We start from the raw sequence: 24288 nt of genomic DNA, 5'->3' as shown, positions 1-24288 counted from the left end.
AAATTAGGCATACATCTCATCAATCAGGGATTGATATTTTTGTAAAACGATGTTTCTTTTAATTTTTAAAGTTGGTGTAATTTCGCCTGAAGAAATCTCAAATTCTGCAGGCATCAGGTGGAATTTTTTCACTTTTTCCACTCCGGAAAGCGCGTGTTGTACCTCATCTATTTTTTGTTTGTAGAGGTCTTTCACTTTAGGATTTCCCATCACCTCGGTCCAATGGGTAAAAGGGATGTTTAGTTCTTTAATTTTTTCTTGTAAAAATTCAAAATTAGGAACGATAAGTGCCGATACAAAAGGCTTGTCTTCGGCAATCAGCATCACTTGTTGGATGTAATTGTTGTTGGAGAGCAGGTTTTCTATCGGTTGTGGCGCGATGTACTTTCCGTTGGATGTTTTCATCAGATCCTTTATTCTATCGGTGATGATAAGATTTCCACTCTCATCAAATTTACCGGCATCACCCGTTTTGAACCAACCGTCCTCGGTAAAGACTTTTGCAGTATCTTCGGGTTTGTTGTAGTATCCTTTCATGATGCCATCGCCTTTGGCAAGGATTTCATCGTTTTCCCCAATTTTTATTTGAGTATTACCAAGAGGTTTTCCGGCGGTTCCGTGTTCGTAATTTTTGAAAGGGAAAGCCGTCAGGGTTGCAGTAGTCTCGGTAAGACCATAACCCACCGTGATGTGTATTCCCATAGCATCGAAAAACTTTGTCACTTCCGCAGAGATAGAAGCTCCGCCACAAGGCATAAACCAAAGATTTCCTCCCAATCTATTTTTAATTTTGGAGAACACCATGGCATTGGCTATTTTGTTTTTGATGCCCAGAGCAAAAGGAACGGATTGATTCTTCCTATTCAACTCTGCCACTTCACCCCCAATTTTCAAAGCCCAATGGAAAACTTTCTTTTTAGAATCGGATCCAGAGGCTACCATTTCTTGGATACCGCCGTAGATTTTTTGGTAAAATCTTGGTACAGAGCACATCAAACTCGGCTTAACCTCGGTTAAGGCATGCGCGATAAGTTTGGGATTTTCTAAAAACGAAACTTTGGCACCACCGTAAAGGCAAAGCAAAGTCCAACTTCTCTCGAAAACATGGGTTAGTGGTAGAAAAGCCAAAGAATGCTCGTTCACGAAGTTATCAAATTTAAAAAACTCAAAGTGAGAATCTACACATTTCTGAAAATTACCGTGGGTAAGCATCACCCCTTTGGGGACTCCTGTGGTACCCGATGTATAGATTAAAGTGGCGATATCGTCATCCTTTTTTTCAACAATTTCAAAATGTTCTTTTCCGGGTTTCATGAAATTTTCCAGATACTCGGTATTTTCTTTTTTGATCCAAACGGATTTTTTGATGACCAATATTTTCTCTAGAAATTGAGATTTCTGAATAATTTCAAAAGCCGCATCGTACTGCTCTTGGTTGCCCACCAAAATAATTTTGGCTTGGGAATCGTTCAGTATATATGCGGTCTGTTCTTGGTTATTGGTGGCATAGATGGGTACGGTTACGGCGCCCAAAGCCATCACGGCAAGGTCGAAACAAATCCATTCGGCACAGTTTTCAGAATAAATGGCTACTCTATCATTTTCTTTGATGCCGTGCTCTCTAAGGGCATTGGCCGTTTTGCAAACAATGGTACGGAAAACCGACCAATTGATTTCTTTCCACTCGTTGTCTTTCTTGAAGCCTAAAGCCGGTTTTCTAAGATACAAATCGGCATTTTTATGGATGAATGAGGTAAAATTCATTAGGATTTTTTAGTATAATTGTTCAAATGAAACTTCAAACTTTCCATAACCGGAATGAATTGAAAGTCCAATTGATTGATGATTTTTTTATTGGAAATTTTATGGTCGGAAGTTAGAGCTTGGATGTTGACTTTGTTCATCAATCTAAAAACAGGTACAGCCCAGCCGAGAATGGCATTCAGAAAAACGCCGAATTTCAAAATAGAATTGGAAACGACATTTACCGCAGTCAAACCTGTATTTTTTCTAACGAAATTCGCCACTTCTGAGATTTTCTTAGATTCTGAAACCAAGATAAATCTTTGGTCGAATACATTCTCTTCCATCAGTTGAATGGCACATGCGGAGACATCCCTGACATCGACATAAGAAGTGGAGCCGCTAAAAGAAAAAGGAGTTTTCTGAAGTTTTTTAAACAACGCTCCAGAGCTGGCGTTCCAATTTCCGGAACCGATGATGACGCCGGGATTAACGATGACCACTTTCAGTCCTTCCGCAGAAGCCCGCCACACCTCCATTTCTGCAAAATGTTTGGATTTGGCATAGGCCGAATGTTCTAATTTGGAATTAAAATCTGAATTTTCATCCATTTCGCCCACATCATTCACCCCATCCAAAACAGCGATAGAAGATATAAAGCAAAATTTTGTAACCGATGAATTTTGACAAGCGTACAACAATTGCTTGGTTCCTTCGATATTGGTTTGGTACATTTCCTCTTTGTCTTTGGGATGAAAACTGACTTTGGCGGCACAATGATAGACTTCTGAAATGCCTTTTACAGCGGCTTCTAGAGAATGTATATCTTCAAAATCACAATCTACCCACTCTATTTTATCAAAATAATAATCGGGTTGTTCGGTATAAAAGGTAAATGATTTTCTGACTTCTTCTACATTTGAGCTGGGTCTTTTGGTTGCACGAACGGTTTTACCTTGTTTCAGCAAATCCAAAACAATCACTCGACCCAAAATCCCAGTAGCACCGGTCACTAATACCATAAAGAAGTTTTATTTTTAATATTTTTCAAATTTACACAATTAAAAAATCTTTTACCGCCTGATTAAAATCCTTGGGATTTTCTGCCTGAACCCAATGTCCGGCGTTGGCAATGTGTATGATTTTCGAATTGGGGAATTGTTGCTTAATGAGAAATTCGTCTTGAGGTAAAATGTAATTGGATTTTGCACCACCCAAAAACAAAGTTTCCCCGGAAAATTGACCAAATTTTATCGCCGAAGCCACAAAATCGTTGTATTTCTCGGCCAATGTTTTTAGGTTAAACCTCCACGCCAATTGTTTATCTTCAGTCCAATATAGGTTTTTGGCCAAAAACTGAATCACCGATTTTTCGTGGATGTATTGAGCTAAAATTTCTTCAGCTTCTTGTCTAGATTTCACCACAGAAAAATCCACCGACTGCAACGCTTTTATAATCCCCTGATGATGCGGAGGATAGGCCTTTGGAGCCATATCGACCACAATAAGGTGATCCACTTTTTCGGGATAAGTGATGGCAAATGTCATCACGGCTTTTCCGCCTAAAGAATGCCCCAGAAGATTAATTTTTTCCAAACCATGGGCCTCCATATAATTCAGGATATCCGCTGTCATGGCATCAAGATCCATCTCCTCCGAGTGGAAGGACTTCCCGTGATTTCTGAGATCCATAAGATGGGTGGGAAAAAGTTCTCCAAATTCTTTGCCGAAACTTCCCCAATTGTCGAGCATCCCAAACAAACCATGAAACACCAAAAGAGGTGTCCCCGTCTGCTCAGTTCCGTATATTTTTGAATGTAATAGGTTCATTTATTAAAGTTAAAATGTGATGAAGAGATTTGGTGATGGAGCTATAAAGTGATGAAGTGATGAAGTGATGAAGTGATGGAGGTACAGTCTCATTTTCAAATACCGACAACCATCAACTGACAACCATCAACCAACTACCACTTTGCCAATCTCTTCAAATAGGCCTGAATGGTGTTTTCCAATCCCATGTACAAGGCTTCAGAAATAAGAGCGTGACCGATGGAAACTTCCAACAAATTTGGGATTTGGTCAGAGAAATATTTTAAATTCTCCAAACTCAGATCGTGTCCTGCATTGATGCCCAAACCATATTTTTCGGCTTCCAAAGCGGTTTCTACATACGCTTTTATCGCCTCTTCTTTGTTGATGCTGTAATTTTTTGCGTAGGCTTCGGTATAAAGTTCTATCCTATCCGTACCGGTTTCAGCGGCAAATTTTACCATTTCCGGATTGGGGTCTAAGAAAATTGAAGTTCTGATGCCTGCATTTTTAAATTCAGCAATCACGGATTTTAAAAAATCCTTATGTTTTTCGCAATCCCAACCTGCATTGGAGGTGATCGCATCATCGGCATCCGGAACCAAAGTGACCTGTTCGGGTTTCACTTCCAATACCATGTCGATAAAGGGACGGTGCGGATTGCCTTCGATGTTAAATTCGGTTTTCACCAAAGGTTTCAGATCATAGACATCTTTTCTGGTTATGTGTCTTTCATCCGGTCTTGGATGTATGGTAATGCCTTGTGCACCGAATCTTTCGGCATCTACAGCTACTTGGGTTACACTTGGGACATCGCCACCACGGGCATTTCTCAGGGTGGCAATTTTGTTGATATTAACAGAGAGTTTGGTCATTCGGTTAACGATATGGGTCTTAATTAAAAATTATTTTACACTGGTTTGCATGACTTCCAACTCAAATTCTTGAGCCGCAGTCAGGATGTGATCGAAAATGTCGGCTTGGATTTTTTCATAATCCACCAGTTCGGCTTTGTTGGCAAAACAGTAGATTTCTAAGGGCAAACCTTGAGGCGAAATCTCCAACTGGCGCACCAAGACAATCTCATCGGCATCGACTCTTGGGTTGTTTTTGAGGTAATTATAAACATAATTTCTGAAGAGTCCGATGTTGGTCAATTGCTGTCCATTAATCAATCGATTGGCATTGCTAATGCCTTTTTTAGACTCGGCAATTTCCTTTAGTTTTTTATCCAAATATTCAGAAATCAGGTTGATGTCTTTTACTTTTTCATAAAAAGTTTGATCGACAAATTTGAACGATTTTATGTTGAAATAGATGGATCTTTTTATTCTTCGACTGCTTCCTTCGTACATAATTTGATGATTTCTAATTTCAGTAGAAAGCAAATCGTAGGTTGGAATGGTGGAAATGGTTTTGTCGAAATTCTGAATCTTAGTGGTCAACAAACTGATGTCCTGCACATTACCTTCAATATTGTATTTAGGAATCCCAATCCAATCGCCCACTTTCAGATTTTTGGAAGTCGAGACATGGATACCGGTGATGATTCCTAAAATGGTATCTCTAAAAATGAGAACAATAACGGCGGTCATGGCGGTTAAAGACCCAAGAATGGTACTTGCAGAAATACCAAAAATGGTGGTTACAATAAGGAAAATAAAAATAATGGCCTCAATAATTTTGAGCGATTGAGTGATGGCTCTATGTCCAGTTATCCGATAGTAATCTTCTTTTAAGATAAAATACCGCTCGATAGAATTGAGTATTCTTTTGTAAAGAAACCATCCTGCAATAATCATTAACACATAGAACAGCCTTTCTAAAAAAATATAACTTTTTGGGTGTCTGTAAAATACCGAAACTATAAGTTGCTTGGTGAAGAGCAAAGCCAAAAAATTAGAAATGGAATTGAGCATTTTACTTTGATACAAAGCCAAAACGACCGGTTCTTTTTCATATTTTTTTGAAAACAGATAATGAGCACCGTTTAGGGTCAACTTTATGATGTAATTCATCAAAATAAGAACCCCAAGCAGAAACAAAAATTTAACAGAGATCTGCAACAAAAGAACGAAATTATCGGCCACATGATCCTTTATAAGATAATGTATCTGGTCGCTTACGGTCCTAAAAAGGCCTTTGGTATTCTTCAGTTCGTCGTTCATAAGAGCAAAAATAAGAAATTTAATAGGAGAAAAGATTATTTCCGTATTTTTATCTTTCAAATTAAAACACAAAATGGATTCATCATTGGTCATTTTCATCAGCCTAATTCTACTAATCATCGGATTAATGGGGACGGTACTTCCGGTTCTTCCCGGGCTTATTGTTAGTTTTTTAGGAATTTTACTTTACAAATTCGGGACAAGCAACGACATGCCGATGCTTTATGTTTGGCTTTTTGGTGCGCTTACAATAACTTCTGGCATCCTCAACTATTGGGTTCCGGCAAGGACCAATAAAAAATACGGCGGCACACGATGGGGTTCCGTTGGCTCTTTTATAGGGACTCTTATTGGTTTCATTTGGATTCCCATTCCGTTTGGTTTTCTCATCGGGATGCTTTTGGGCGTTTTTCTTGGCGAATTGTTACACGATATTAAGGATAAACAAAAAGCACTTAACTCTGTAAAAGGTGCTTTTGTAGGCTTTTTCATCTCCACGGGGTTTAGCTTTATGATTGGTTTGGCGATGTTTTTGGTTACTGTTTATTATGCTTTTTTTTAATTCATTAAAATCCTAATTTAAAATGAAAACAACCATCCGTAACATAGGTAAAATAGTATTTTTTTCAATTGCTTTATGTCTTTTCCAGAACTGCCAGGCTCAAAAAAAAATCTATGGGAAGAATAAAAGTTCACAAAAAAATCAAACGGTATCCGAAGAAAAAAACATGAAAAACACCTACACATTTCAAGAAGGTGAAAACCGCTTTCTGAAAGAATTCGACACCAATTTTACTTTTAAATCTATCGTTGAAGACAGCCGATGTCCAAAGGAAGTAAAATGCATTTGGCAAGGAGTAGGGACCGTGGAAGTGGAAGTGATAGGCATCTTTACCCGACCAAAAATTTTAAAACTCTCTACCTTGAACGATGTTAAAAAAGGTTACGAAAATTCGGTGGAATTTAACAATCTTATCGTTTCATTGGTTGAACTAAATCCTTATCCATCGAAAAAAATTGCCATCGAAGACAGAAAATACAGTGTCGTATTAAAAATTATAAAAAAAAACACAGATTAGAACAAGGTCGATGCAACAGCATCTTCCCAATGGATGATTTCCTTTTGTTGATCTCTTAAAAAGGCATTGATTTTGGAAAAAGGTTGAGAACCAAAAAATCCTCGATAGGCTGAGAGCGGCGATGGATGCGCAGATTGTATGATGAAATGCTTTTTTTCATCAATTAATTTTACTTTTTTCTGTGCAAAACTTCCCCAAAGTACAAACACTATTTTTTCATGCTTTTCAGAAACCGATTGAATGATAAAATCCGTGTATTGTTCCCAATCCAAATGCTGGTGAGAGTTGGCCTGATGAGCCCTAACGGTAAGTGTTGCATTGAGCAGCAGCACACCTTGTTTTGCCCAATCATCCAATTCGTTGGAGTTGCGGACAATACCCAAATCTTGGTACAATTCTTTATAAATATTTTTGAGCGAAGGCGGTGTTTTCACTTTGTTGGAAACCGAAAAAGCCAAACCATTGGCTTGATGATCGTCGTGATACGGATCTTGGCCCAAAACAACAACCTTCACCTCATCAAAAGGCGTCAACTCTAAAGCTCGGAATATTTGGTTTTCTGGTGGAAAACAATGATAATTGGCATATTCTTGATGAACTTTATCCAATAATTGATGGTAATAGCTGCTTTGGGTGATGGGTTGTAGAACTTTTTGCCAAGTCATTCAGAGGAAATTTCAACAAAAATAAACATCGCGATTCATAAATTAAAATATTCATGTTTAAAACTTTAGAAATAAGAGCCTGAGATAAATTTGTCCACCAAAATTTCTTTAAATTTGCCTTGTGAATATTCAAGATACAGACCTTAACGAACTGGAGTTTCCGACCTTGTTATCGGAGATTGCACCTTTTGCTTATTCGGCAAAAACCCAAAATGCCATTCTTAATCTAAAACCTATCGATAGAGAAACCGCAGAAATTGCTCTAAAAAAAACAGCAGAATATCTGACGAGTTTTGAAAGCGCAAATGCCATCCCATTCGACGAATACGAGGACATCCTTGCAGAACTGAAAGTGCTGCCCATAGAAAATTATCGATTAGAGAATGCCGGATTCATAAAAATAAAAACCATTACCGAGCAAATTGGAAGACTGCAAAAATATTTTCCTACTCTGTCCGCAGCATTTCCTATTTTGCTTTCAGAAGTTTCTGCCCTGGAATTCAGAAAAGAAATTATCGAAAAAATAGACAAAGTTTTCAACCGTTTTGGAGAGGTAAAATCGGAGGCTACACCGACCTTAAAAACCATAAGAACGGAAATGCAAATGGCAAAAAAGCACATTCAGGAAAACTTTAACCGTACACTTTCGGCCCTTGCTTCCGGAGATTTCTTGGACGATATTCGCGAGAGTATTATCGACGACCAAAGGGTATTGGCCGTAAAATCAGTATTCAAAAAAAGAGTTCCCGGTAGGTTTTTGGGAATGTCCAAAACGGGTTCTATCACTTACATACAACCGGATTCTGTAGTAAAACACCAATTCAAACTTAGGGAAGCCGAAGAAGAAGAAAAGAAAGAAATCGACAAATTACTGAGGGTTCTCACAGCCGAAATATCGGTTTTCGCTCCAGAATTAGAAGCCTACCAACAGTACATCTTCGATCTGGATCTGACCCGTGCCAAGGCCAAGTTTGCTGAAAAAACAGGCGGAATTTTACCTAAAATTAACCCCCACAAAACGCTAAAACTTCGTGAAGCTTTTCATCCTTTGTTGCTGTTGAGAAACCGAGCTGAAAATAAAGAAATCTTCTCGCAAACCCTTTCATTAACCGAGCACAACCGAATTATTTGCATCTCCGGACCCAATGCCGGTGGAAAATCCATCACCCTAAAAACGGTAGGCTTGTTGCAGTTGATGTTGCAAAGTGGCATCCTGATCTCGGCACATCCAAAGTCGGAAATGTTTTTCTTCGAAAATATAAAAACCGATATCGGCGACAACCAATCCATAGAAAATCATCTTTCGACCTATTCGTCCAGGTTGAAAAAAATGTCCAGAATTATCCGTGAAGCCAATGAAAATACCCTTTTGCTGATCGACGAATTTGGTACCGGCTCCGACCCCGAATTGGGAGGCGCTTTGGCCGAGAGTTTCTTGGAATTTTTCTACGAAAAAAAATCTTTTGCCATCATCACCACCCATTACACCAACATAAAATTGGTTGTAGAGCAGTTGCCGGCTGCCACCAATGCCGCCATGTTGTTTGATGAGCATTCTCTTGAGCCTCTCTATAAATTGGAGGTGGGACAAGCCGGAAGTTCTTTTACTTTTGAAGTGGCCGAGAAAAATAAAATTCCAAGATTCATCATCCGGAGCGCAAGGGAAAAAGTAGAAAAAGATGTGGTGAATCTGGATAAAACCATTGTCAAACTTCAACAAGAAAAATTTGAAGTCGAAAAATTAAAATCCAACCTTTCCGAACAAAAAGAATCGGTGGTGGACAAAAAGGAGAATCTAAAAAAAATGAACGATCAACTGGAGCAAAAACTCTACAATTTCCAAAAATTGTATGAAGAAGAACATCGCAAATTGCAGTTCGGGAACAAAATAGAAGCCTTCATCACTTCCTACATCAACGGTAAATCCAGAAAAGAATTGGTAAAAGATTTTGTAAAAATCTTGGAACAAGAAAAGTTTAGAAAATTGGGTGCCGACAAAGACGAAACTAAGAAATTGCAGGTCATCAAAAGAAAAGTAACCCAGCAACTGAAAAAGGTAGAAGTGATTGAAAAAATTGCAGAAACCAACGAAAAACTGGAGACCCAAAAGAAAGAAGAACGAAAACTTTGGATAAAAATTGGACAACGCGTACGGATTGCCGGCAGTACCTCTGTGGGCACCATTGATGAAATCCTAAAAAACGGCAAGGTCATGGTAAACTACGGTTCGTTCAAAACCCAAATTTCCAGCGACGAGTTGGAAAGAATTTAACCCCAAATAATGACCAACAATCCTGCAAAAACCAACACCAATAGAGACTTGCAAATCGGAATTTCGGTTTTCTTGTCCGGATTGTCTTGTTTTGGATTGTTGTATTATTATCAGGCGTTGCTCCCGGAATTGGTCGATTATTTTAGAATAGACAAAGCCCAAAGCAGTTTGGCCGTTTCGTCATCCACCTTTGGGATGGCTTTGGGATTGCTGACCGCCATGTTTGTTGCCGACCGATACAGCAGGAAAAAAGTAATTGGCTACTCTTTGTTGTCCTCGGCGGTTTTCGCATTGTTATCTTCATTTTCCAACCATTTCACCTTGCTTTTGTTTTTTAATTTTCTGAAAGGTTATTTTTTGGCGGGTGCAACTTCGGTTTGTTTGGCGTATATTTCAGAAGAAGTTTCGGCATCAAAAAAATTAAAAATTACAGGATTATACATCTCCGGAAATGCCATTGGAGGTATGGTCGGAAGGGTGATGGCCTCACATTTTGCCCACGAATATTCTTGGAAAACGGCTTCGGAAATCATCGGAGTGGTTTGTTTTATTTTTGCCGTACTTTTTTTCTTATTTTCCCCCAAGTCCAAGCATTTTATTCCCAAGAAACAATCGTTTCTATCGTTGATAAAGCCAAACATGATGCTGATATTCAACAAAAAACTATTCTCCTATTACCTAACCGGATTTCTGCTTTTGGGCGCCTTTGTCAGCTTGTACAACTACATGGCTTTTTTCTTGGTAAAATCGCCTTTTAACATTTCGCAAGAATGGATTCCGTATGTGTATTTCTTGTACATTGCGGGGATTGGAGGCTCGATGTCGGTTTCATTTTGGCAGAGAAAACTCAATTCATCCAAAAAAATTCTGAAAGCCATGAGCATCTTGGGAGTTTTCGGGATTTCTATGATTTTTTTCGCTAACCCCATCACGGTTGTTCTTGGAGTTGCCTTGTTCACTTATGCTTTTTTTGTAGCACATACGGTGTGCAGCAAGAGCATTGGCGAGTTTTACCACAGTAAGAAATCGGTTAGCATTGCCATTTACCTACTTTGTTATTATTTAGGAGCCAGTATTTTGGGGAGCACAACCGGAATACTGTTGGTCAATTTTTCGTGGATGATTTTCTTAATTTCCATAATTTTCATCTTTAGTCTGATTTTCATTCTTTTTCTAAAATAAATTTTACGCTTGATAATCAATTACTTAACAAATAAAATAAAATTATTTCACTACTTTGTATTGCATAATACCAAACTTTATATATATCTTTGTCATATCAAATTCATAACAGGATGAAAATGTTTAATCAAATAACAAAATAGAAATAATGAATACCGAAAACACAAAAGCGCAGATGCGTAAGGGGATTTTGGAATTTTGCATTCTCAGCCTCATCAACAGAAAAGAAATGTATGTTTCTGATCTGATTGAAGAGTTGAAGAAAGGCCAATTGGATGTTGTCGAAGGCACCCTCTACCCGCTCCTTACCCGATTGAAAAATGGAGAATTTCTCTCCTATCGTTGGGAAGAATCTACAGGAGGACCGCCCAGAAAGTACTATCAAATCACGGAAAAAGGCAATTTATTTTTAACAGAATTGCAATTGACTTGGAACGAACTGACTGAATCTGTACAAAAAATTACTCAAAACAACTAAAAAAACTAACGATGAATAAAACACTATCTATAGGACTTGCCGGTTTCTCATTCACCATAGAGGAACATGCCTACATAAAACTGAACGATTATCTTTCGGCACTTAGAAACTCCTTGGATCAGGAAGAGTCCGACGAAGTAATGCACGATATAGAGCTGAGAATGGTTGAACTTTTCAAAGAATCTTTAGGTAAAAGAGAAGTCATCAACGATGGCGATGTCGAAAAAATCATGACCCAAATTGGTAGCCCTGAAGTGATTGAAGAGCAAGAAGAAGCCTACCAAACCAACGACAAGCAAAAGAAAAGTTATACCAATTACGGTAACAACATACCAAGACAATTGTTCCGTGATCCCGAGAATGCAAAAATGGGCGGTGTGTGTGCCGGGTTGGCCAATTATTTCGGTATGGACATCAATTGGATGCGCGTTATTTGGGCATTAATTGCAATTATCGGATTGTTCACCATGATCTCTACATTCTTGGTCATCGTAATTTATTGCGTACTTTGGATCGTTTTGCCACAAGCCAAAACAACTTCGGATTTTTTGAAGATGAAGGGAAAACCGGTTAATTTTGATAACATCAAGGAAGAGTCCGGTAAAATCTTGGATTTCGCCAATGAATCGACCCATAAACTTGGAGAGATGTACCAAGAAAGTAAGCCTTTCATCAACAAAACAGGAAGCGGAATTTGGAATGTATTTCGTTTTTTCATCGGTGGGATTTTTGGTCTTATGGGATTGGGATTGTTGTTTTCTGCCATCGCTGTTTTTGGTGTAAGCTTGGACAATGATTTTGTAGATCTTCCGGGCAATATACAGTTTTATTTGCAAGATGGTTTTCTAAAATATTTCGGGATTATCTTTGCTTTTCTTACGGTTTTTATTCCGTCTTTGATATTCCTATTCATCTCCATCCGATTAATTTCGCCAAAAACCAGACTGAATTACACCGGCTATGTGATTGGAGGATTGGTATTTCTGTGGATCATTTTCCTAGGACTTTTTGGATACAAAGCCCTGAAATACAAAACCATATACACAGGAAATAACGAAGAGGAAGATCGCATCGCCATCAACAGTACATCGGACAGTATTTTGGTCGATCTAAAGAAAGTGGCTGTCCCTCAGAATTTTAAATCCTATGGAGACGAAATCTATTCGGATTTGCAAAACATCTATCAAGAAGACAGTCCGTATCTGGAGGTTACCCATAAAGATGGAGTCTTTGCACCTTATCTTTTGGTAAAGAAATCTGCCGACGGCTACAACCAACCTTTGAAAATGGAAATCCCTGTGGAAGTGGTGGACAACAAAATCCTACTGCCCAACTATTTCAAATATCCCTACCAATACCGATTGAGAGATTATGATGTCGATTATGAATTGGTGGTACCAAGAACTAAAAAAGTGATCGCACTGAATGACAATCTGCACCTTTCCATGGATGATGACCAAGATGATGATGTCACGGTAGAATACGATTCGACCCGAATTGCAGGCGACAAGCTAGACATATCCATCAACGATAAGGACAAGGACTCCATAACCGTCAATGGTAAAAAATACCACAAGGATGTTGCTGAAAAGATTCTTGAGAAAAAAATGCCAAAAGGTCTGAAAGATTTGGAACAACTAAAAAACATCAACATCCAAATAAAAGACGATAAAAGCAACATCAAGATTGAAACAAACTAAACTAAAAAAAATGATGTATTAAAAATTTAGCTTTTTTTTAACAATTAAATTTCAAACAATTGATCAATAATTAGTACATTAGCTCAATCAAATCACAACCATTAATAAATTACACACAATGATACAGTTAGCTTTCGAAATCGCCATAAAATTTATGGATTTCATCACCAATCTATTTTAAACAAATTATTATCAATATCTTTGTTGAGCATAACAGCCTTTGTTATGCTCTTTTTTATTGAATTAAAAGCTAAATCATGAAAAAAATTCTATCAAAACTCATACTCAAAATTATAGGTTGGAAGGTGGTCCTACACGGAGATGCATCCAACTTGGATCGTTGTATTCTTGTGGTTGCCCCACACACTCATAATTCGGAATATCTACTGGGTAACCTTGCCTATTGGTCTTTGGGTAAGAATCTGAAAGTCATCATCAAAGATGCGCACACCAAAGCTTGGTACGGTTTTGTAGTAAAAGCCATTGGCGGTATTGGTATCGACAGAAGTCAGAAAAACGATTTGGTTAATTTTGTTGCCAAACTTTTTGAAAAAGAAGACTTCTCACTGGTCATCACTCCTGAGGGAACAAGAAGCCGAGTTGAAAAATGGAGAAAAGGCTTCTATCACATGGCTTTGGCAGCGAAAGTACCGTTGGTACTGGCAGCAGGAGATTTTGGAACCAATTCTATCATTTTAGGATACAAAATACCGTATGAAAAACTGGTTTCCGAACCTTACGAAACCATCATGCAAGAAATCCAAGAGTACTACATCAAAAACAATATTAAAGCAAAAATTCCTGAAAACTGGAATCCTAAAATTTATTAAACACCCCCCATGGATCATACAAAAAAAGAAGAACTGTTAAACGAACTGAACGGTTGGAGAGCCGGGAAAACCATGGCTGGACATCTGGACATAAAATTCACCGATGTTACCGAAGATACCCTAACGGCAACCATGCCGGTTTGCGAAAAAACCCACCAACCTTATGGCATATTGCACGGCGGTGCTAGTTGCGTATTGGCCGAAACTTTGGGTTCTTGCCTTTCCTACCTCCATGTAGATACAAGCAAAGTGGTCCCTGTGGGTACCAACATCAACTCTAACCATTTGAGAGCAAAAAAAAGCGGCCTGGTTACCGGTACAGCTTCCTTTATCAGAAAAGGAAATACCGTGCATGTTTCTCAAATTGAAATTCGTGATGAAAAAGGAAACTTGGTCAATCATACCACCATGACCAACAACATCATCCCGATCGGTAAAGTCTAAGACAACCTGCTGAAAATTTAGAGCCTGTTTAAATTTTATATCTAGAATTTTTGAATACAAAAAGGCTGATGAGAACGATTAGAAATAGCCGATTTATTATTTCGGGAAAATTTTAAACGGGCTCTTAATCTCTTCCACATCAATTTTGTAAAGAACTTTCATCAAAAAAAATCCGTATCCTACACATGTTGATTTTCAAATTTCCCCATCAGGATCAATTGTATAAACTGGACCGTTCTTGTGGCGACACCCAATACAACCTCCATTCTTTTGATGGTAATGAACGGCTTGATTTCAGGGGTAAAATGGTAGCAATCACCAAGCAAGAAATTGAAAACATTGAGTTTGAACTTCCAGAAAACGACTTTCATCATGCAGAAGAAAGCCAAGCAGAATACCTAAAAAAAATTGAGAAAACGGTAGAAATCATCCAGCAAAACAAATTAAAAAAACTGGTTATTGCGAGAAAAAAAATAGTCGATTACGCCACAATAGATTTTCCCAATTCATTTCTTAACCTGTGCAAGAAATATCCATCTGCATTTGTCTATGCTTTTTCCGAACATAATTTGGCTTGGATGGGGGCTTTTTCTGAGGCATTGGGCATTTACGATAAGAAAACAAAAAAATTCCAAACCATGAGCCTTGCCGGGACTCTGCCCATAGCCGAAAATTGGTCACAAAAAGAGATTGAAGAGCAGCAACCCGTGAGCGATTATATTTTGGATGTCTTAAAATCGTATTCTAAAACGGTAGAACAATCCCAAACCTACGATCATCCTTCAGGAAATATCAAACATTTGAGGACCGATTTTTCCATAGAAATTGAAGAAGAACATGTACAGAATCTTCTACAAGACCTGCATCCTACTCCGGCAGTTTGTGGGATACCCAAAGACATTTGTCAAGAAAAAATCTTGGAATTGGAAGGATTCAGCAGAGAATTTTATGCCGGCTACAGCCGGATAGAAACGGAAGATTTCCTGTATTCTTTTGTCAATCTTCGCTGTGCAAAATTCTACACCGACCATGCAGAAATATTCGTTGGCGGAGGCATTACCAAAGACAGTTCTCCAGAAAAAGAATGGCAAGAGACCGAACTGAAATCCTTGGCCATCATCAACAACTTGGTCATTAATCGTTGATGACCTCAACCTTACAGTAGTAGAAATTTTAAAAGTTAGTAGTAAGTCCAATACTAATCGCAAATACTAAAGTTTTCTTTTTGTAATTTTACAATATACATTGTAGAATATGGCAAGAATAAGAAAATAGAAGTTGAAGGAAAAGTAATTACGATAATTCTTGACAAAGAACAAGAGTATATTTCATTAACCGATATGCTGAAAGCAAAAGATGGAGATTTTTTCATTTCCGATTGGCTTCGAAACAGAAATACAGTTGAATATCTTGGGGTTTGGGAAAGTATTTACAACACCAATTTTAATTATGGCGAATATGCCACAATTAAAAGTCAGGCAGGGTTGAATAGCTATAAACTAAGTGTAAAAGAATGGGTTGAAAAGACAAATGCAATTGGACTAAAAGCAACTGTAGGACGATACGGAGGAACTTATGCACACCCCGACATTGCTTTTGAATTTGGTATGTGGATTAGTCCACAGTTCAAAATTTACCTAATAAAAGAGTTTCAACGACTGAAAAACGAAGAAAATGACCGATTGAAGTTAGAATGGAACTTACAACGGACATTAGCCAAAGTAAACTATCATATTCAAACAGACGCTATCAAAGAAAATCTGATACCTCAACATATTACAAAACAACAAGTGAGTATTGTTTATGCAAACGAAGCGGATTTATTGAATGTAGCACTTTTCGGAATTACAGCCAAACAATAGCGAGGCAATAATCCTGACAAAAATGGAAACATTAGAGATTATGCGACATTGGAACAATTGGTGGTATTAAGTAATATGGAAAGTATTAACGCATTACTTATCCGACAAGGTTTGAAACAAAATGAACGACTTATCCAACTAAACCAAGCAGCTATAACGCAAATGAAATCCTTACTTCAAAATAATGTATTGAAAAAATTAAAATAAGAGAACTACAACAAACCTCCAACAAACAAATTAGAAATAGAGCCACTACTGTTGTTCATTTTATTTTTTATTGTTTAATTTTAACAATCTGAAAAAGCATAGTAATACCTTACTCGAAAACAAAGTTATTTTTAGCCGTCTACGAAATAAATTTTTCCTATTTTAGAAAATCAAATAATTTAAAAACAGAAAAAACATAATTGTTTGATTTTCAATATTATAATTAAATTTCATCAGAATATTACAATAATTACACTTAAATGATTGATAGAATATTTATTTTCATTTTTTCATTCTTCATAATTGCAGAATGTAAATCTCAGGACTATTTACCTAAAGATACAATTTATGGTAATGTAAAAAAAATTAAAGAAAAAGTAATTTTTTTAACTGAAATTGAGAACCCACAATTATTATATTACGATGATTATGGACATTCTGGTTTTATGGGACCTGAAGCAACCTTTTCGAGATTTAAGAAAACTTGGTACACTTCAAACCAGTGCTATTACATAAATTATGTCAGAACTTTTGATAAAAATAGAAATATCGTGAGTGATTTGTGGTATGGTAAAAAAGATAATTTCAATAACTCGTACAAGAAAATCTATAACAAAGAAAATAAAATTATTAAAGAAATTGATTCTACAAACTATTCAGTTTATACAACCAATTATTATTATTCGGATTATGGAGATGTAAATATAATAAGGCAAAAAAATAAAAATGATTATTTTAGATATACCTATAAAAAATTCGAAAATGATAAATTAAAAACGCTAAAAGAATATGATGAAAATGGAACTATAGATGAGTATAAATATTTTTACAATGAAAGTGGAAAATTAAAATATAGAATATACAAGAATCCAAACTCTTGGCAACAAAAGGGAGAACGAACTTGGTCTTATGGAGTTCAAGATACACTTTTAACAGTATATAAAGATCTTGTAATCATTTATGATGAAAAAAATAGAATTTTAAGGTATCAGACTTATGATTTATATAAGCATGATGAAAATCGAAAAATTCCACAATTAGGACTTCAACTTGATTATAAATATAAAAATGACAATTTAGTATCTATAAGTAGAAAATATAAAGATGGTATCGTAACTATTAATTATTTTAAATACAACAAATTTGGGAAAGTTACTGAAAGATATTGCTGCAATGAAGATATTAAAAAGGCAACAATAATTGAAAAATTTCAATATAAAGATGGGAAAATTTCAAAATTTGAATACATTGAGGAAGGAAAAAAACATATTGTAAACCTTAATTATAAATTTGACTCAAAAAACAATTGGATAGAAATTATTAAAAATGTTGATGGTAAAGATCTTTTCAAATGGACGAGAGAAATAGAATATTACGAATAAGCACTACAGCTAAATCGCATTGACAAAATGCGGTAAGAATTGCAAGTTGAAAGATTTAGCCGTCCCGCTGTTTGCCCCAGTCGATTTAACCTCATTTATGTACTTTATTTTGGTAAAAAAACACTCATCAGCCATCACACAAGGAACTACAGTCCACGGCTGAACTAACAAGTGTTCATATTTCAAAAATACAAAATACAACTGAATTATCAGAAACAGCGAAACATTCTAATACCAATCTTAAAAATTTGAGCCATAATGCAGATTAAAAAAAACAACATTACGGCTAACAAAATCAGTGTAACCATTATAAAGAAAAAAATAAGAACAATCTGATAAAGAAATCCTATAGCTTCCATCGTGACATATAAATATATACAAAGCTAAAAAGCAAGTGTGCAGTCCAACTGCACTTGAAATAAAAAAAACCGTTTCGATAGAAACGGTTGTATAGAAAATTTGTGTATTCGGTTAATTTTTAATTCCAAGTTTGCTCCAAGTGTGCAGGACAAATACGGCTAGAAGTCCTAGAATGGACGATACCAGCGAAATAAGCAAAGTGGTATTGTCTTCGTGAAACACACCCAATTTCCAGTCGATAACATAGAGGTTAACTCCCAAAAACACGACGAATAAAACTAAAAATACTTTGTATATGGTTTTCATAATCAAAAAATTGAACTGCAAAAATACTAAGACTGAGGATTAAAACCTAACATAAGTTGCAATTAATTCTGCAAAATTGGTGGTAAACAATTTGATGGAAATCGCCAAAAGAATAACTCCAAAGACTTTCTGTAAAACTTGCAAAGTTCCATCGCCCAGTTTTTGCTCGATCCAGTTGGCCGATTTCAAAATAAAATACACAAAAACGGTATTGATGACGATGGCTGCAATGATGTTAACATCATGGTACTGCGCCTTCAAGGAAAGTGTGGTGGTCAGTGTTCCGGCACCAGAAATCAAAGGAAAAGCAATAGGAACAATGGAGGCCGATTTGGCCTCGGTACTTTTATTAATTTCTATTCCCAAGATCATTTCCAAGGCAATAATAAAGATTACAAAAGCTCCTGCAATGGCAAATGAATTGACATCCAAACCAATAAATTTTAGCATCTGTTTTCCGACAAATAAGAAGCAAATCATGAGAAGTCCTGCAACGATGGTTGCTCTCTCAGAATCGATCTTCCCGAATTTTTGTTTTAAACTAACTATAATAGGAATAGATCCTAAGATATCGATTACGGCAAACAAAATCATGGTTGCGGTAAGGGTTTCTTTAATGGAGAAATGTTCCAACATGGTCTAAATTATTAATTTTGCAAAAATATGAAAATATTTTATTAAATCAACAATATCCAAATCCATTGCAATTATTTATTTTACAAATCGTTAATTTTAACAGAATCAATCATTTGATTAATACTCAAATAAAATTCTGTTTATATTCATTTAATTATAAAATAGTTCATTTTTTTTAAATAAATATTGATTTGAATCATTATTAATCACTTTTTTTTGAAAATAACTTTGTAGCACAAATAAAAACAGTTAGATCAAAAAGTTGACACAATGGATAATAATTTAAGCGAAAGCAGTGTTCAAATTACCATTTTTCTTCTCTTAATTCCCGTAATTTTCATGTTGATCCTGGTGATCATCAAAATCAATAGAATGATTTCGGACACCCTAAAGAAAAGAGAATTAAAACAAATCCTTCAAAAAATCGAATCCTTACCTGAAGATGAAATCCAAGCTTTAGAAAAAAGACAAAAAGAATTGGAATTTCAACTCGGCGGAAACGAATTGGCCAACCCAAATCCGGTAGAGGATCCAAGAGGATTGATTACAGAATCCAAGGAGATCCATGATATTCGGTTCTTGGCTTCCAAAAGGCAAAGAAAAGCAAGGCTAACCATCCCTGATGAAGAAAAAAAACTAATCCTTTGGTTTCTAGGCATTAGCATTCTTTGGCTCATCATCGGGACCAGTGTGGGAGAATATTTGGGTATAAAATTTGTCGCCCCAGATTCGGATCACATTTCTTGGCTCAGTTTCGGAAGACTAAGACCGGTGCATACCAATATGGTATTTTGGGGTTGGGCTTCCACCGCAATGGTTGGTCTATCCTATTTTGTAGTACCAAGAGTCGGAAATACCAAATTGCACAGCATCAAGCTGGGATATTACAGTTTAGTTTTAATGGCAAGTGCTGTACTGATCGGCAGTATCTGTCTTATGTTAGGCATCAACAACAGTGGTGGCGAATACAGGGAATATATTTGGCCTGTTATGGGACTATTTGCCATGGGCATTGGACTTAGTTTGTACAATTTCATAAAAACCATACAGACCAGAAAGACCGAAGACATCTATGTATCGAACTGGTATATTGTTGCAGCCATGATGTTTATAGCCGTTATTGTCTTGGTGGGTTATTTACCGTTTTGGCAAGACGGATTGGGCGAAACCATCGTTCAAGGTTTCTATATGCACCAAGCGGTTGGGATGTGGTTTATGTTTCTCAATCTAGGATTAATGTACTACTTCCTACCCCAAGAATTGGATACACCGGTATATTCCTACAGCCTGAGTGTACTCGCATTTTGGACTCAAATATTATTTTATACCTTAATAGGTACCCATCATTTTATTTTCAGTCCCATTCCTTGGTGGTTACAAACCGTAGCCATAATTGCCAGTGTGGATATGGTAGTCCCTGTTGTTGCGGGCAGTTTCAACTTTATGATGACCATGAAAGGAAAATGGCACAGGCTGAGATGGAGTTACATCATGCCTTTTTATGTAGTTTCTGTAATTTTTTATTTTTCAGGATCTCTGCAAGGTACTGCCGAAGCTTTTAGATGGGCCAATTTGGTATGGCATTTCACCGATTTTACCGTGGCTCACTCTCACATGACCATGTACGGAATTATCACATTCATGCTGTTCTCATTTACCTATACCTTGGTGCCAAGGATCACTTCGTTAGAACCGCCCAGTTTAACCGTAGGTTTGCACTTTTGGCTCGCTTTGGTTGGGTTAATGATTTACATATTCTCGTTAATGATTGGTTCTACAGAAAAAGGATTGATGTGGATGGACAAAGAGCCTTTTATAAAAGGAGTGGTACAATCCGTTCCGTATTGGGTCTTTAGGGCTGTTGGAGGTACTTTGATGTGGATTTCGCATTTTGTATTTGCTTACAATTTTTACAGAATGGTTGTTCCTAAAAAAGAAATAAAAATCCCCGATACTCCAGAAGAAATTCTAAATATCGTTCATGCTAAACAAATATAAAGGAAATGGACTTTTTTAACAATCAAAAAAAATTATTCACCACTGCTCTTGCTTTATTTTTAGGCTTAGCACTTATTATATGCATTTTCCCTTCTTTGCAAAGCATGAGGGACTACCAACCTTTGCCCAACTCTAAACCCTTGACCGAATCCGAACAAAGAGGTAAAGAAATCTATATTTCTGAAGGTTGTATTGCCTGTCATACCCAACAGGTAAGAAATGTAGATATGGATCAGGTTTTTGGGAACAGACCCAGTATTGCAGCCGATTATGCCCGAAACAAAAGAATGAATGTTTGGCAAAATACCGCCAATCTTTTGGGATCCGAAAGAACAGGGCCCGACCTTACCAATGTCGGAAACCGACAAGCAAGCACCGATTGGCAATACACCCACCTTTACAATCCCAGAGCAGTAGTCCCAGAATCGGTAATGCCCTCTTACAAATGGTTATTTATCGTAAAACCAGAACTGGGCGTACACGATGTTGAAGTAAAAGTACCTGAAAAATTTCGAGCAGGAATCACTGGAAAAATTGTAGCTTCTCAAGATGCAAAAGATCTGGTAGCCTATCTGCTATCTTTAAAACAAACGGAACTGCCACAATCCATGCCTCCGAAAGAATTTTTATACAAAAAAGAAGTGAAAGTAAGTGCTTCTAGCGGTGCCTCTACCCTTCCGGATGGCGAAAACCTCTTCAACACCCATTGTGCTTCTTGCCACCAAAGTTCTGGCGAAGGAGTTCCTGGAGCTTTCCCACCGCTAAAAGGGGACAAAGTCGTTACCGGTGAAGATCTGGAATTGTACATCACCATCATCATGAAAGGTTACAACGGACTTGCTCCAGCCTATGGCGTTATGCCTCCTGTGGGTACAACAGCCAATTTAAAACCTGAAGAAGTAGCAGCCATCATCAATCACGAAAGAACCAGTTGGGGCAACAGCGGAAAAACCGTTACCGCCGACGATGTTAAAACCATAATGGATAAAATAAAATGAAAACAAAAACATATCTAATTGCAATTCTACTTTTCTTACATACCTTTTATAAAGCGTGTGAGGCTTGCGATCTAAAACAACCCAAAATTACCAGAGGACTAACGCATGGAGCAGGACCACAAAGTTTTTGGGACTGGATTGCCGTAGGAATTATTGTGGTGATTTCTTTTCTTACCGTATTTTATTTTGTAAAATATATTGTAAAACCAGAAAGTAAGAAAGACCAACACATTAAAAATAGTATTCTTAATTTTTAAACCATCTTGAATATGAATACTCCAAAAACTACCGTTTTGATCTATATCGATGACGAACCCAACCCCATTGCCAATCTAGATCCGCCCATTGTCTTTCAGTTGGATACCACCAAGCTAACCGACGGAGACCATCAACTAAAAATCATTAGTAAATTTGAAAATAAAGAGGGGATAAAAATTATTCCCTTTACGGTGCAAAACGGCCCTGTAATCCATGTTGATGGCCTTTCCAACAACGATACCATCAACGGGACAGTACCTCTCATGCTCAATGCTTATGACACGGGTAAAAACCAAAATTTTATTATCAAAGGAAGCGAAAACCCAAGAACCATTCCGGTATGGGTTTGGGTACTCATTCTGAGTATATTGGCTTGGGGAGCATTCTATAGTATTACGAGTGCCATCAATTCGCCCAACTAAGAGCCTGTGATAATTTTTACAAACTTTTCAATCTTCATAAAAAACGGCCAAATTCTCCAGAAATTTGACCGTTTTTAATTTATTTAAAACCCCAAGATTAGTTCGCTTCCACTTCGACAGGGAGTACAGAAACGGTCCCGTCAGCTTCTATTTGGTTCAGGGTTAATACTTCAATTTGATTAACAGAAGAGGCATCAAAAGGTTTTTGTACCCTCACATAATTTTCGGTAAACCCGAACATCATGCCGTCTTTGTTTTCGTGCTCCCACAAAACGGGATGGGTTTTTCCCAATTGAGATTGGTAGAAGGCTACTTTCTTTTTCTCGGAAAGTATCCTCAGCATTTTATTTCTTTTCTTTCTCTCTGCCACAGGAACTACGCCGTCCATATCAACGGCTTCTGTATTTTCTCTTTCGGAATAGGTAAAAACATGAAGGTAAGAAATCGGAAGTTCATTCAGGTAATTATAAGTTTTGAAAAACTCTTCATCCGTTTCTCCTGGGAAACCAACAATAACATCGACACCAACGGCACAATCCGGCATTATTTCTCGGATTTTTGATATCCTGTCCGAATATAATTTGGTCAGATATCGGCGTTTCATTTTCTTCAACAACTCGTCGCTACCGCTTTGCAAGGGAATATGAAAATGCGGTACAAATCGTTGAGACTTGGCCACCAATTCTATACTTTCGTCTTTCAACAAATTTGGTTCAATGGAAGAAATACGGATCCTTTCGATACCTTCAACTTTATTCAGTTCCGTAATGAGATCCAAGAAAGTATGTTCGTGTTTTTTATTTCCAAATTCGCCTTTACCGTAATCACCAATATTAACACCGGTCAGTACAATTTCTTTAATGTCTTTGGCTGCAATATCTTTAGCGTTTTTCACCACATTTTCGATGGTGTCGGATCTGGAAATTCCTCTCGCCATAGGGATGGTACAATAGGTACATTTATAGTCGCACCCGTCTTGTACTTTGAGGAAGGCACGGGTTCTGTCTCCAATGGAATAACTTCCAATGAAAAAATCGGCTTCTTCTACTTCGCAAGAATGTACGATACCTTGGTTTTCGGATTTTTTGAGTTCGTTAAGATATCTAGGAATATTAAATTTTTCTTTGGCTCCCAAAACCAAATCTACCCCTTCAATTTTAGAAATCTCTTCAGGTTTTAGTTGGGCATAACATCCGATGATGACCACCAATCCGTTGGGATTGGCTTTCAGGGCTCTTTTCACATGGAGTTTGCATTCTTTATCTGCTGTTTCGGTAACCGAGCAAGTGTTGATGACATATACATCTGCAGGATCTTCGAAACTTACTTTCTCATAACCATTTGCCGTTAATTGTCTAGCAATGGTAGAGGTTTCTGCAAAGTTTAATTTGCATCCTAGAGTATGATATGCTGCTTTTTTTTGAGTCATAGTGGTATGATAAAATCGACTGCAAAAGTACGAATTTTATGTTAAGTAAGAGTAATGCCT

The 24288-nt window shown here is 37.1% G+C and carries 24 protein-coding genes; 15 read left to right on the top strand and 9 right to left on the bottom strand.

Features of this window, described 5'->3' with window-relative positions:
* Positions 1-3: 3 nt before the first annotated feature.
* From EIY84_RS07555 to EIY84_RS07535, 5 genes are all read right to left on the bottom strand, one after another.
* Positions 4-1764 (bottom strand): AMP-dependent synthetase/ligase, encoded by a 1761-nt coding sequence (locus tag EIY84_RS07555; RefSeq protein ID WP_124641834.1) that lies wholly within the window; start codon positions 1762-1764, stop codon positions 4-6.
* Complete coding sequence (locus EIY84_RS07550; RefSeq protein ID WP_124641832.1) at positions 1764-2765, bottom strand: NAD-dependent epimerase/dehydratase family protein; 1002 nt, start codon at positions 2763-2765, stop codon at positions 1764-1766. The genes EIY84_RS07555 and EIY84_RS07550 overlap by 1 nt, the downstream gene beginning before the upstream one ends.
* Positions 2766-2796: 31 nt before the next feature.
* Positions 2797-3573 carry an alpha/beta fold hydrolase gene (locus tag EIY84_RS07545; RefSeq protein ID WP_124641830.1) on the bottom strand — a complete coding sequence of 259 codons (777 nt, stop codon included), beginning with the start codon at positions 3571-3573 and terminating at the stop codon, positions 2797-2799.
* Positions 3574-3707: 134 nt separating this feature from the next.
* Entirely contained in the window at positions 3708-4427 is a 720-nt protein-coding gene (locus tag EIY84_RS07540; protein ID WP_124641828.1) for a pyridoxine 5'-phosphate synthase, read from the bottom strand.
* Between the two features lie 30 nt (positions 4428-4457).
* Entirely contained in the window at positions 4458-5720 is a 1263-nt protein-coding gene (locus tag EIY84_RS07535) for a mechanosensitive ion channel family protein (RefSeq protein ID WP_124641826.1), read from the bottom strand.
* Between the two features lie 73 nt (positions 5721-5793).
* On the opposite strand from EIY84_RS07535, the gene EIY84_RS07530 reads away from it, so the two are divergent.
* Both EIY84_RS07530 and EIY84_RS07525 read left to right on the top strand, forming a co-directional pair.
* Entirely contained in the window at positions 5794-6282 is a 489-nt protein-coding gene (locus tag EIY84_RS07530; RefSeq protein WP_124641824.1) for a DUF456 domain-containing protein, read from the top strand.
* A 166-nt stretch (positions 6283-6448) separates the two neighbouring features.
* Positions 6449-6799 (top strand): hypothetical protein, encoded by a 351-nt coding sequence (locus EIY84_RS07525; RefSeq protein WP_124641822.1) that lies wholly within the window; start codon positions 6449-6451, stop codon positions 6797-6799.
* On the opposite strand, the gene EIY84_RS07520 is transcribed toward EIY84_RS07525, so the two are convergent.
* On the bottom strand, positions 6796-7464 hold the full coding sequence (locus EIY84_RS07520) for a uracil-DNA glycosylase (RefSeq protein ID WP_124641819.1): 669 nt from the start codon (positions 7462-7464) through the stop codon (positions 6796-6798). The two genes, EIY84_RS07525 and EIY84_RS07520, sit on opposite strands and share 4 nt — an antisense overlap.
* Before the next feature lie 121 nt (positions 7465-7585).
* On the opposite strand from EIY84_RS07520, the gene EIY84_RS07515 reads away from it, so the two are divergent.
* From EIY84_RS07515 to EIY84_RS07475, 9 genes are all read left to right on the top strand, one after another.
* Complete coding sequence (locus EIY84_RS07515; RefSeq protein WP_124641817.1) at positions 7586-9736, top strand: endonuclease MutS2; 2151 nt, start codon at positions 7586-7588, stop codon at positions 9734-9736.
* 9 nt (positions 9737-9745) lie between these two features.
* Complete coding sequence (locus EIY84_RS07510) at positions 9746-10918, top strand: MFS transporter (RefSeq protein ID WP_124641815.1); 1173 nt, start codon at positions 9746-9748, stop codon at positions 10916-10918.
* Between the two features lie 148 nt (positions 10919-11066).
* Complete coding sequence (locus tag EIY84_RS07505; protein WP_124641813.1) at positions 11067-11396, top strand: PadR family transcriptional regulator; 330 nt, start codon at positions 11067-11069, stop codon at positions 11394-11396.
* 11 nt (positions 11397-11407) lie between these two features.
* Positions 11408-13096, top strand: coding sequence for a PspC domain-containing protein (locus EIY84_RS07500; protein ID WP_124641811.1), 1689 nt, complete (start codon positions 11408-11410; stop codon positions 13094-13096).
* Between the two features lie 257 nt (positions 13097-13353).
* Entirely contained in the window at positions 13354-13926 is a 573-nt protein-coding gene (locus tag EIY84_RS07495) for a 1-acyl-sn-glycerol-3-phosphate acyltransferase (RefSeq protein WP_124641809.1), read from the top strand.
* Between the two features lie 9 nt (positions 13927-13935).
* Positions 13936-14370, top strand: coding sequence for a PaaI family thioesterase (locus tag EIY84_RS07490; RefSeq protein ID WP_124641807.1), 435 nt, complete (start codon positions 13936-13938; stop codon positions 14368-14370).
* 185 nt (positions 14371-14555) lie between these two features.
* Positions 14556-15515: a chorismate-binding protein gene (locus EIY84_RS07485; protein ID WP_124641805.1), complete on the top strand. Its 960-nt coding sequence runs from the start codon at positions 14556-14558 to the stop codon at positions 15513-15515.
* A gap of 63 nt (positions 15516-15578) precedes the next feature.
* A complete protein-coding gene (locus EIY84_RS07480) occupies positions 15579-16232 on the top strand; it encodes a KilA-N domain-containing protein (protein ID WP_449371676.1) in 654 nt (217 codons plus the stop codon).
* Between the two features lie 467 nt (positions 16233-16699).
* Positions 16700-17821, top strand: a complete 1122-nt coding sequence (locus EIY84_RS07475; protein ID WP_124641803.1) for a hypothetical protein — start codon at positions 16700-16702, stop codon at positions 17819-17821.
* Between the two features lie 471 nt (positions 17822-18292).
* Here the strand turns inward: EIY84_RS07475 and EIY84_RS07470 are convergent, their stop codons facing one another.
* Both EIY84_RS07470 and EIY84_RS07465 read right to left on the bottom strand, forming a co-directional pair.
* A complete protein-coding gene (locus EIY84_RS07470; RefSeq protein WP_124641801.1) occupies positions 18293-18487 on the bottom strand; it encodes a hypothetical protein in 195 nt (64 codons plus the stop codon).
* A gap of 39 nt (positions 18488-18526) precedes the next feature.
* Positions 18527-19123, bottom strand: coding sequence for a MarC family protein (locus EIY84_RS07465; protein WP_124641799.1), 597 nt, complete (start codon positions 19121-19123; stop codon positions 18527-18529).
* A 270-nt stretch (positions 19124-19393) separates the two neighbouring features.
* On the opposite strand from EIY84_RS07465, the gene EIY84_RS07460 reads away from it, so the two are divergent.
* The 4 genes from EIY84_RS07460 to EIY84_RS07445 are packed head-to-tail and all read left to right on the top strand — an operon-like array spanning position 19394 to position 22799.
* Positions 19394-21121, top strand: a complete 1728-nt coding sequence (locus EIY84_RS07460; RefSeq protein WP_124641797.1) for a cbb3-type cytochrome c oxidase subunit I — start codon at positions 19394-19396, stop codon at positions 21119-21121.
* A gap of 5 nt (positions 21122-21126) precedes the next feature.
* Entirely contained in the window at positions 21127-22119 is a 993-nt protein-coding gene (locus tag EIY84_RS07455) for a cbb3-type cytochrome c oxidase subunit II (protein ID WP_124641795.1), read from the top strand.
* Positions 22116-22376 (top strand): hypothetical protein, encoded by a 261-nt coding sequence (locus EIY84_RS07450; RefSeq protein WP_124641793.1) that lies wholly within the window; start codon positions 22116-22118, stop codon positions 22374-22376. The genes EIY84_RS07455 and EIY84_RS07450 overlap by 4 nt, the downstream gene beginning before the upstream one ends.
* Positions 22377-22388: 12 nt before the next feature.
* Positions 22389-22799 (top strand): cytochrome C, encoded by a 411-nt coding sequence (locus EIY84_RS07445; RefSeq protein ID WP_124641791.1) that lies wholly within the window; start codon positions 22389-22391, stop codon positions 22797-22799.
* 97 nt (positions 22800-22896) lie between these two features.
* Here EIY84_RS07445 and mtaB read toward each other — a convergent pair whose 3' ends face one another.
* Entirely contained in the window at positions 22897-24228 is a 1332-nt protein-coding gene (gene mtaB, locus EIY84_RS07440; protein WP_124641789.1) for a tRNA (N(6)-L-threonylcarbamoyladenosine(37)-C(2))-methylthiotransferase MtaB, read from the bottom strand.
* Positions 24229-24288: the final 60 nt, after the last annotated feature.

Origin of the sequence: Amniculibacterium aquaticum, from assembly GCF_003852705.1 — a bacterium.
In the GTDB taxonomy this organism is placed as follows: Bacteria; Bacteroidota; Bacteroidia; order Flavobacteriales; family Weeksellaceae; genus Amniculibacterium; species Amniculibacterium aquaticum.
The sequence above is the reverse complement of the archived record's forward strand: the minus strand, read 5'-3'. Positions and strand labels throughout refer to the sequence as shown.

What these genes read in the sequence shown, in the direction of transcription:
- EIY84_RS07545 (WP_124641830.1), bottom strand. Translation starts at nt 3,573, where the DNA reads ATGAACCTATTACATTCAAAAATATACGGAACTGAGCAGACGGGGACA.
- EIY84_RS07465 (WP_124641799.1), bottom strand. Translation starts at nt 19,123, where the DNA reads ATGTTGGAACATTTCTCCATTAAAGAAACCCTTACCGCAACCATGATT.
- EIY84_RS07535 (WP_124641826.1), bottom strand. Translation starts at nt 5,720, where the DNA reads ATGAACGACGAACTGAAGAATACCAAAGGCCTTTTTAGGACCGTAAGC.
- EIY84_RS07525 (WP_124641822.1), top strand. Translation starts at nt 6,449, where the DNA reads ATGAAAAACACCTACACATTTCAAGAAGGTGAAAACCGCTTTCTGAAA.
- EIY84_RS07475 (WP_124641803.1), top strand. Translation starts at nt 16,700, where the DNA reads ATGATTGATAGAATATTTATTTTCATTTTTTCATTCTTCATAATTGCA.
- EIY84_RS07485 (WP_124641805.1), top strand. Translation starts at nt 14,556, where the DNA reads ATGTTGATTTTCAAATTTCCCCATCAGGATCAATTGTATAAACTGGAC.
- EIY84_RS07460 (WP_124641797.1), top strand. Translation starts at nt 19,394, where the DNA reads ATGGATAATAATTTAAGCGAAAGCAGTGTTCAAATTACCATTTTTCTT.
- EIY84_RS07470 (WP_124641801.1), bottom strand. Translation starts at nt 18,487, where the DNA reads ATGAAAACCATATACAAAGTATTTTTAGTTTTATTCGTCGTGTTTTTG.
- EIY84_RS07445 (WP_124641791.1), top strand. Translation starts at nt 22,389, where the DNA reads ATGAATACTCCAAAAACTACCGTTTTGATCTATATCGATGACGAACCC.
- EIY84_RS07510 (WP_124641815.1), top strand. Translation starts at nt 9,746, where the DNA reads ATGACCAACAATCCTGCAAAAACCAACACCAATAGAGACTTGCAAATC.
- EIY84_RS07520 (WP_124641819.1), bottom strand. Translation starts at nt 7,464, where the DNA reads ATGACTTGGCAAAAAGTTCTACAACCCATCACCCAAAGCAGCTATTAC.
- EIY84_RS07505 (WP_124641813.1), top strand. Translation starts at nt 11,067, where the DNA reads ATGAATACCGAAAACACAAAAGCGCAGATGCGTAAGGGGATTTTGGAA.
- EIY84_RS07495 (WP_124641809.1), top strand. Translation starts at nt 13,354, where the DNA reads ATGAAAAAAATTCTATCAAAACTCATACTCAAAATTATAGGTTGGAAG.
- EIY84_RS07455 (WP_124641795.1), top strand. Translation starts at nt 21,127, where the DNA reads ATGGACTTTTTTAACAATCAAAAAAAATTATTCACCACTGCTCTTGCT.
- EIY84_RS07450 (WP_124641793.1), top strand. Translation starts at nt 22,116, where the DNA reads ATGAAAACAAAAACATATCTAATTGCAATTCTACTTTTCTTACATACC.
- EIY84_RS07550 (WP_124641832.1), bottom strand. Translation starts at nt 2,765, where the DNA reads ATGGTATTAGTGACCGGTGCTACTGGGATTTTGGGTCGAGTGATTGTT.
- mtaB (WP_124641789.1), bottom strand. Translation starts at nt 24,228, where the DNA reads ATGACTCAAAAAAAAGCAGCATATCATACTCTAGGATGCAAATTAAAC.
- EIY84_RS07490 (WP_124641807.1), top strand. Translation starts at nt 13,936, where the DNA reads ATGGATCATACAAAAAAAGAAGAACTGTTAAACGAACTGAACGGTTGG.
- EIY84_RS07555 (WP_124641834.1), bottom strand. Translation starts at nt 1,764, where the DNA reads ATGAATTTTACCTCATTCATCCATAAAAATGCCGATTTGTATCTTAGA.
- EIY84_RS07500 (WP_124641811.1), top strand. Translation starts at nt 11,408, where the DNA reads ATGAATAAAACACTATCTATAGGACTTGCCGGTTTCTCATTCACCATA.
- EIY84_RS07530 (WP_124641824.1), top strand. Translation starts at nt 5,794, where the DNA reads ATGGATTCATCATTGGTCATTTTCATCAGCCTAATTCTACTAATCATC.
- EIY84_RS07540 (WP_124641828.1), bottom strand. Translation starts at nt 4,427, where the DNA reads ATGACCAAACTCTCTGTTAATATCAACAAAATTGCCACCCTGAGAAAT.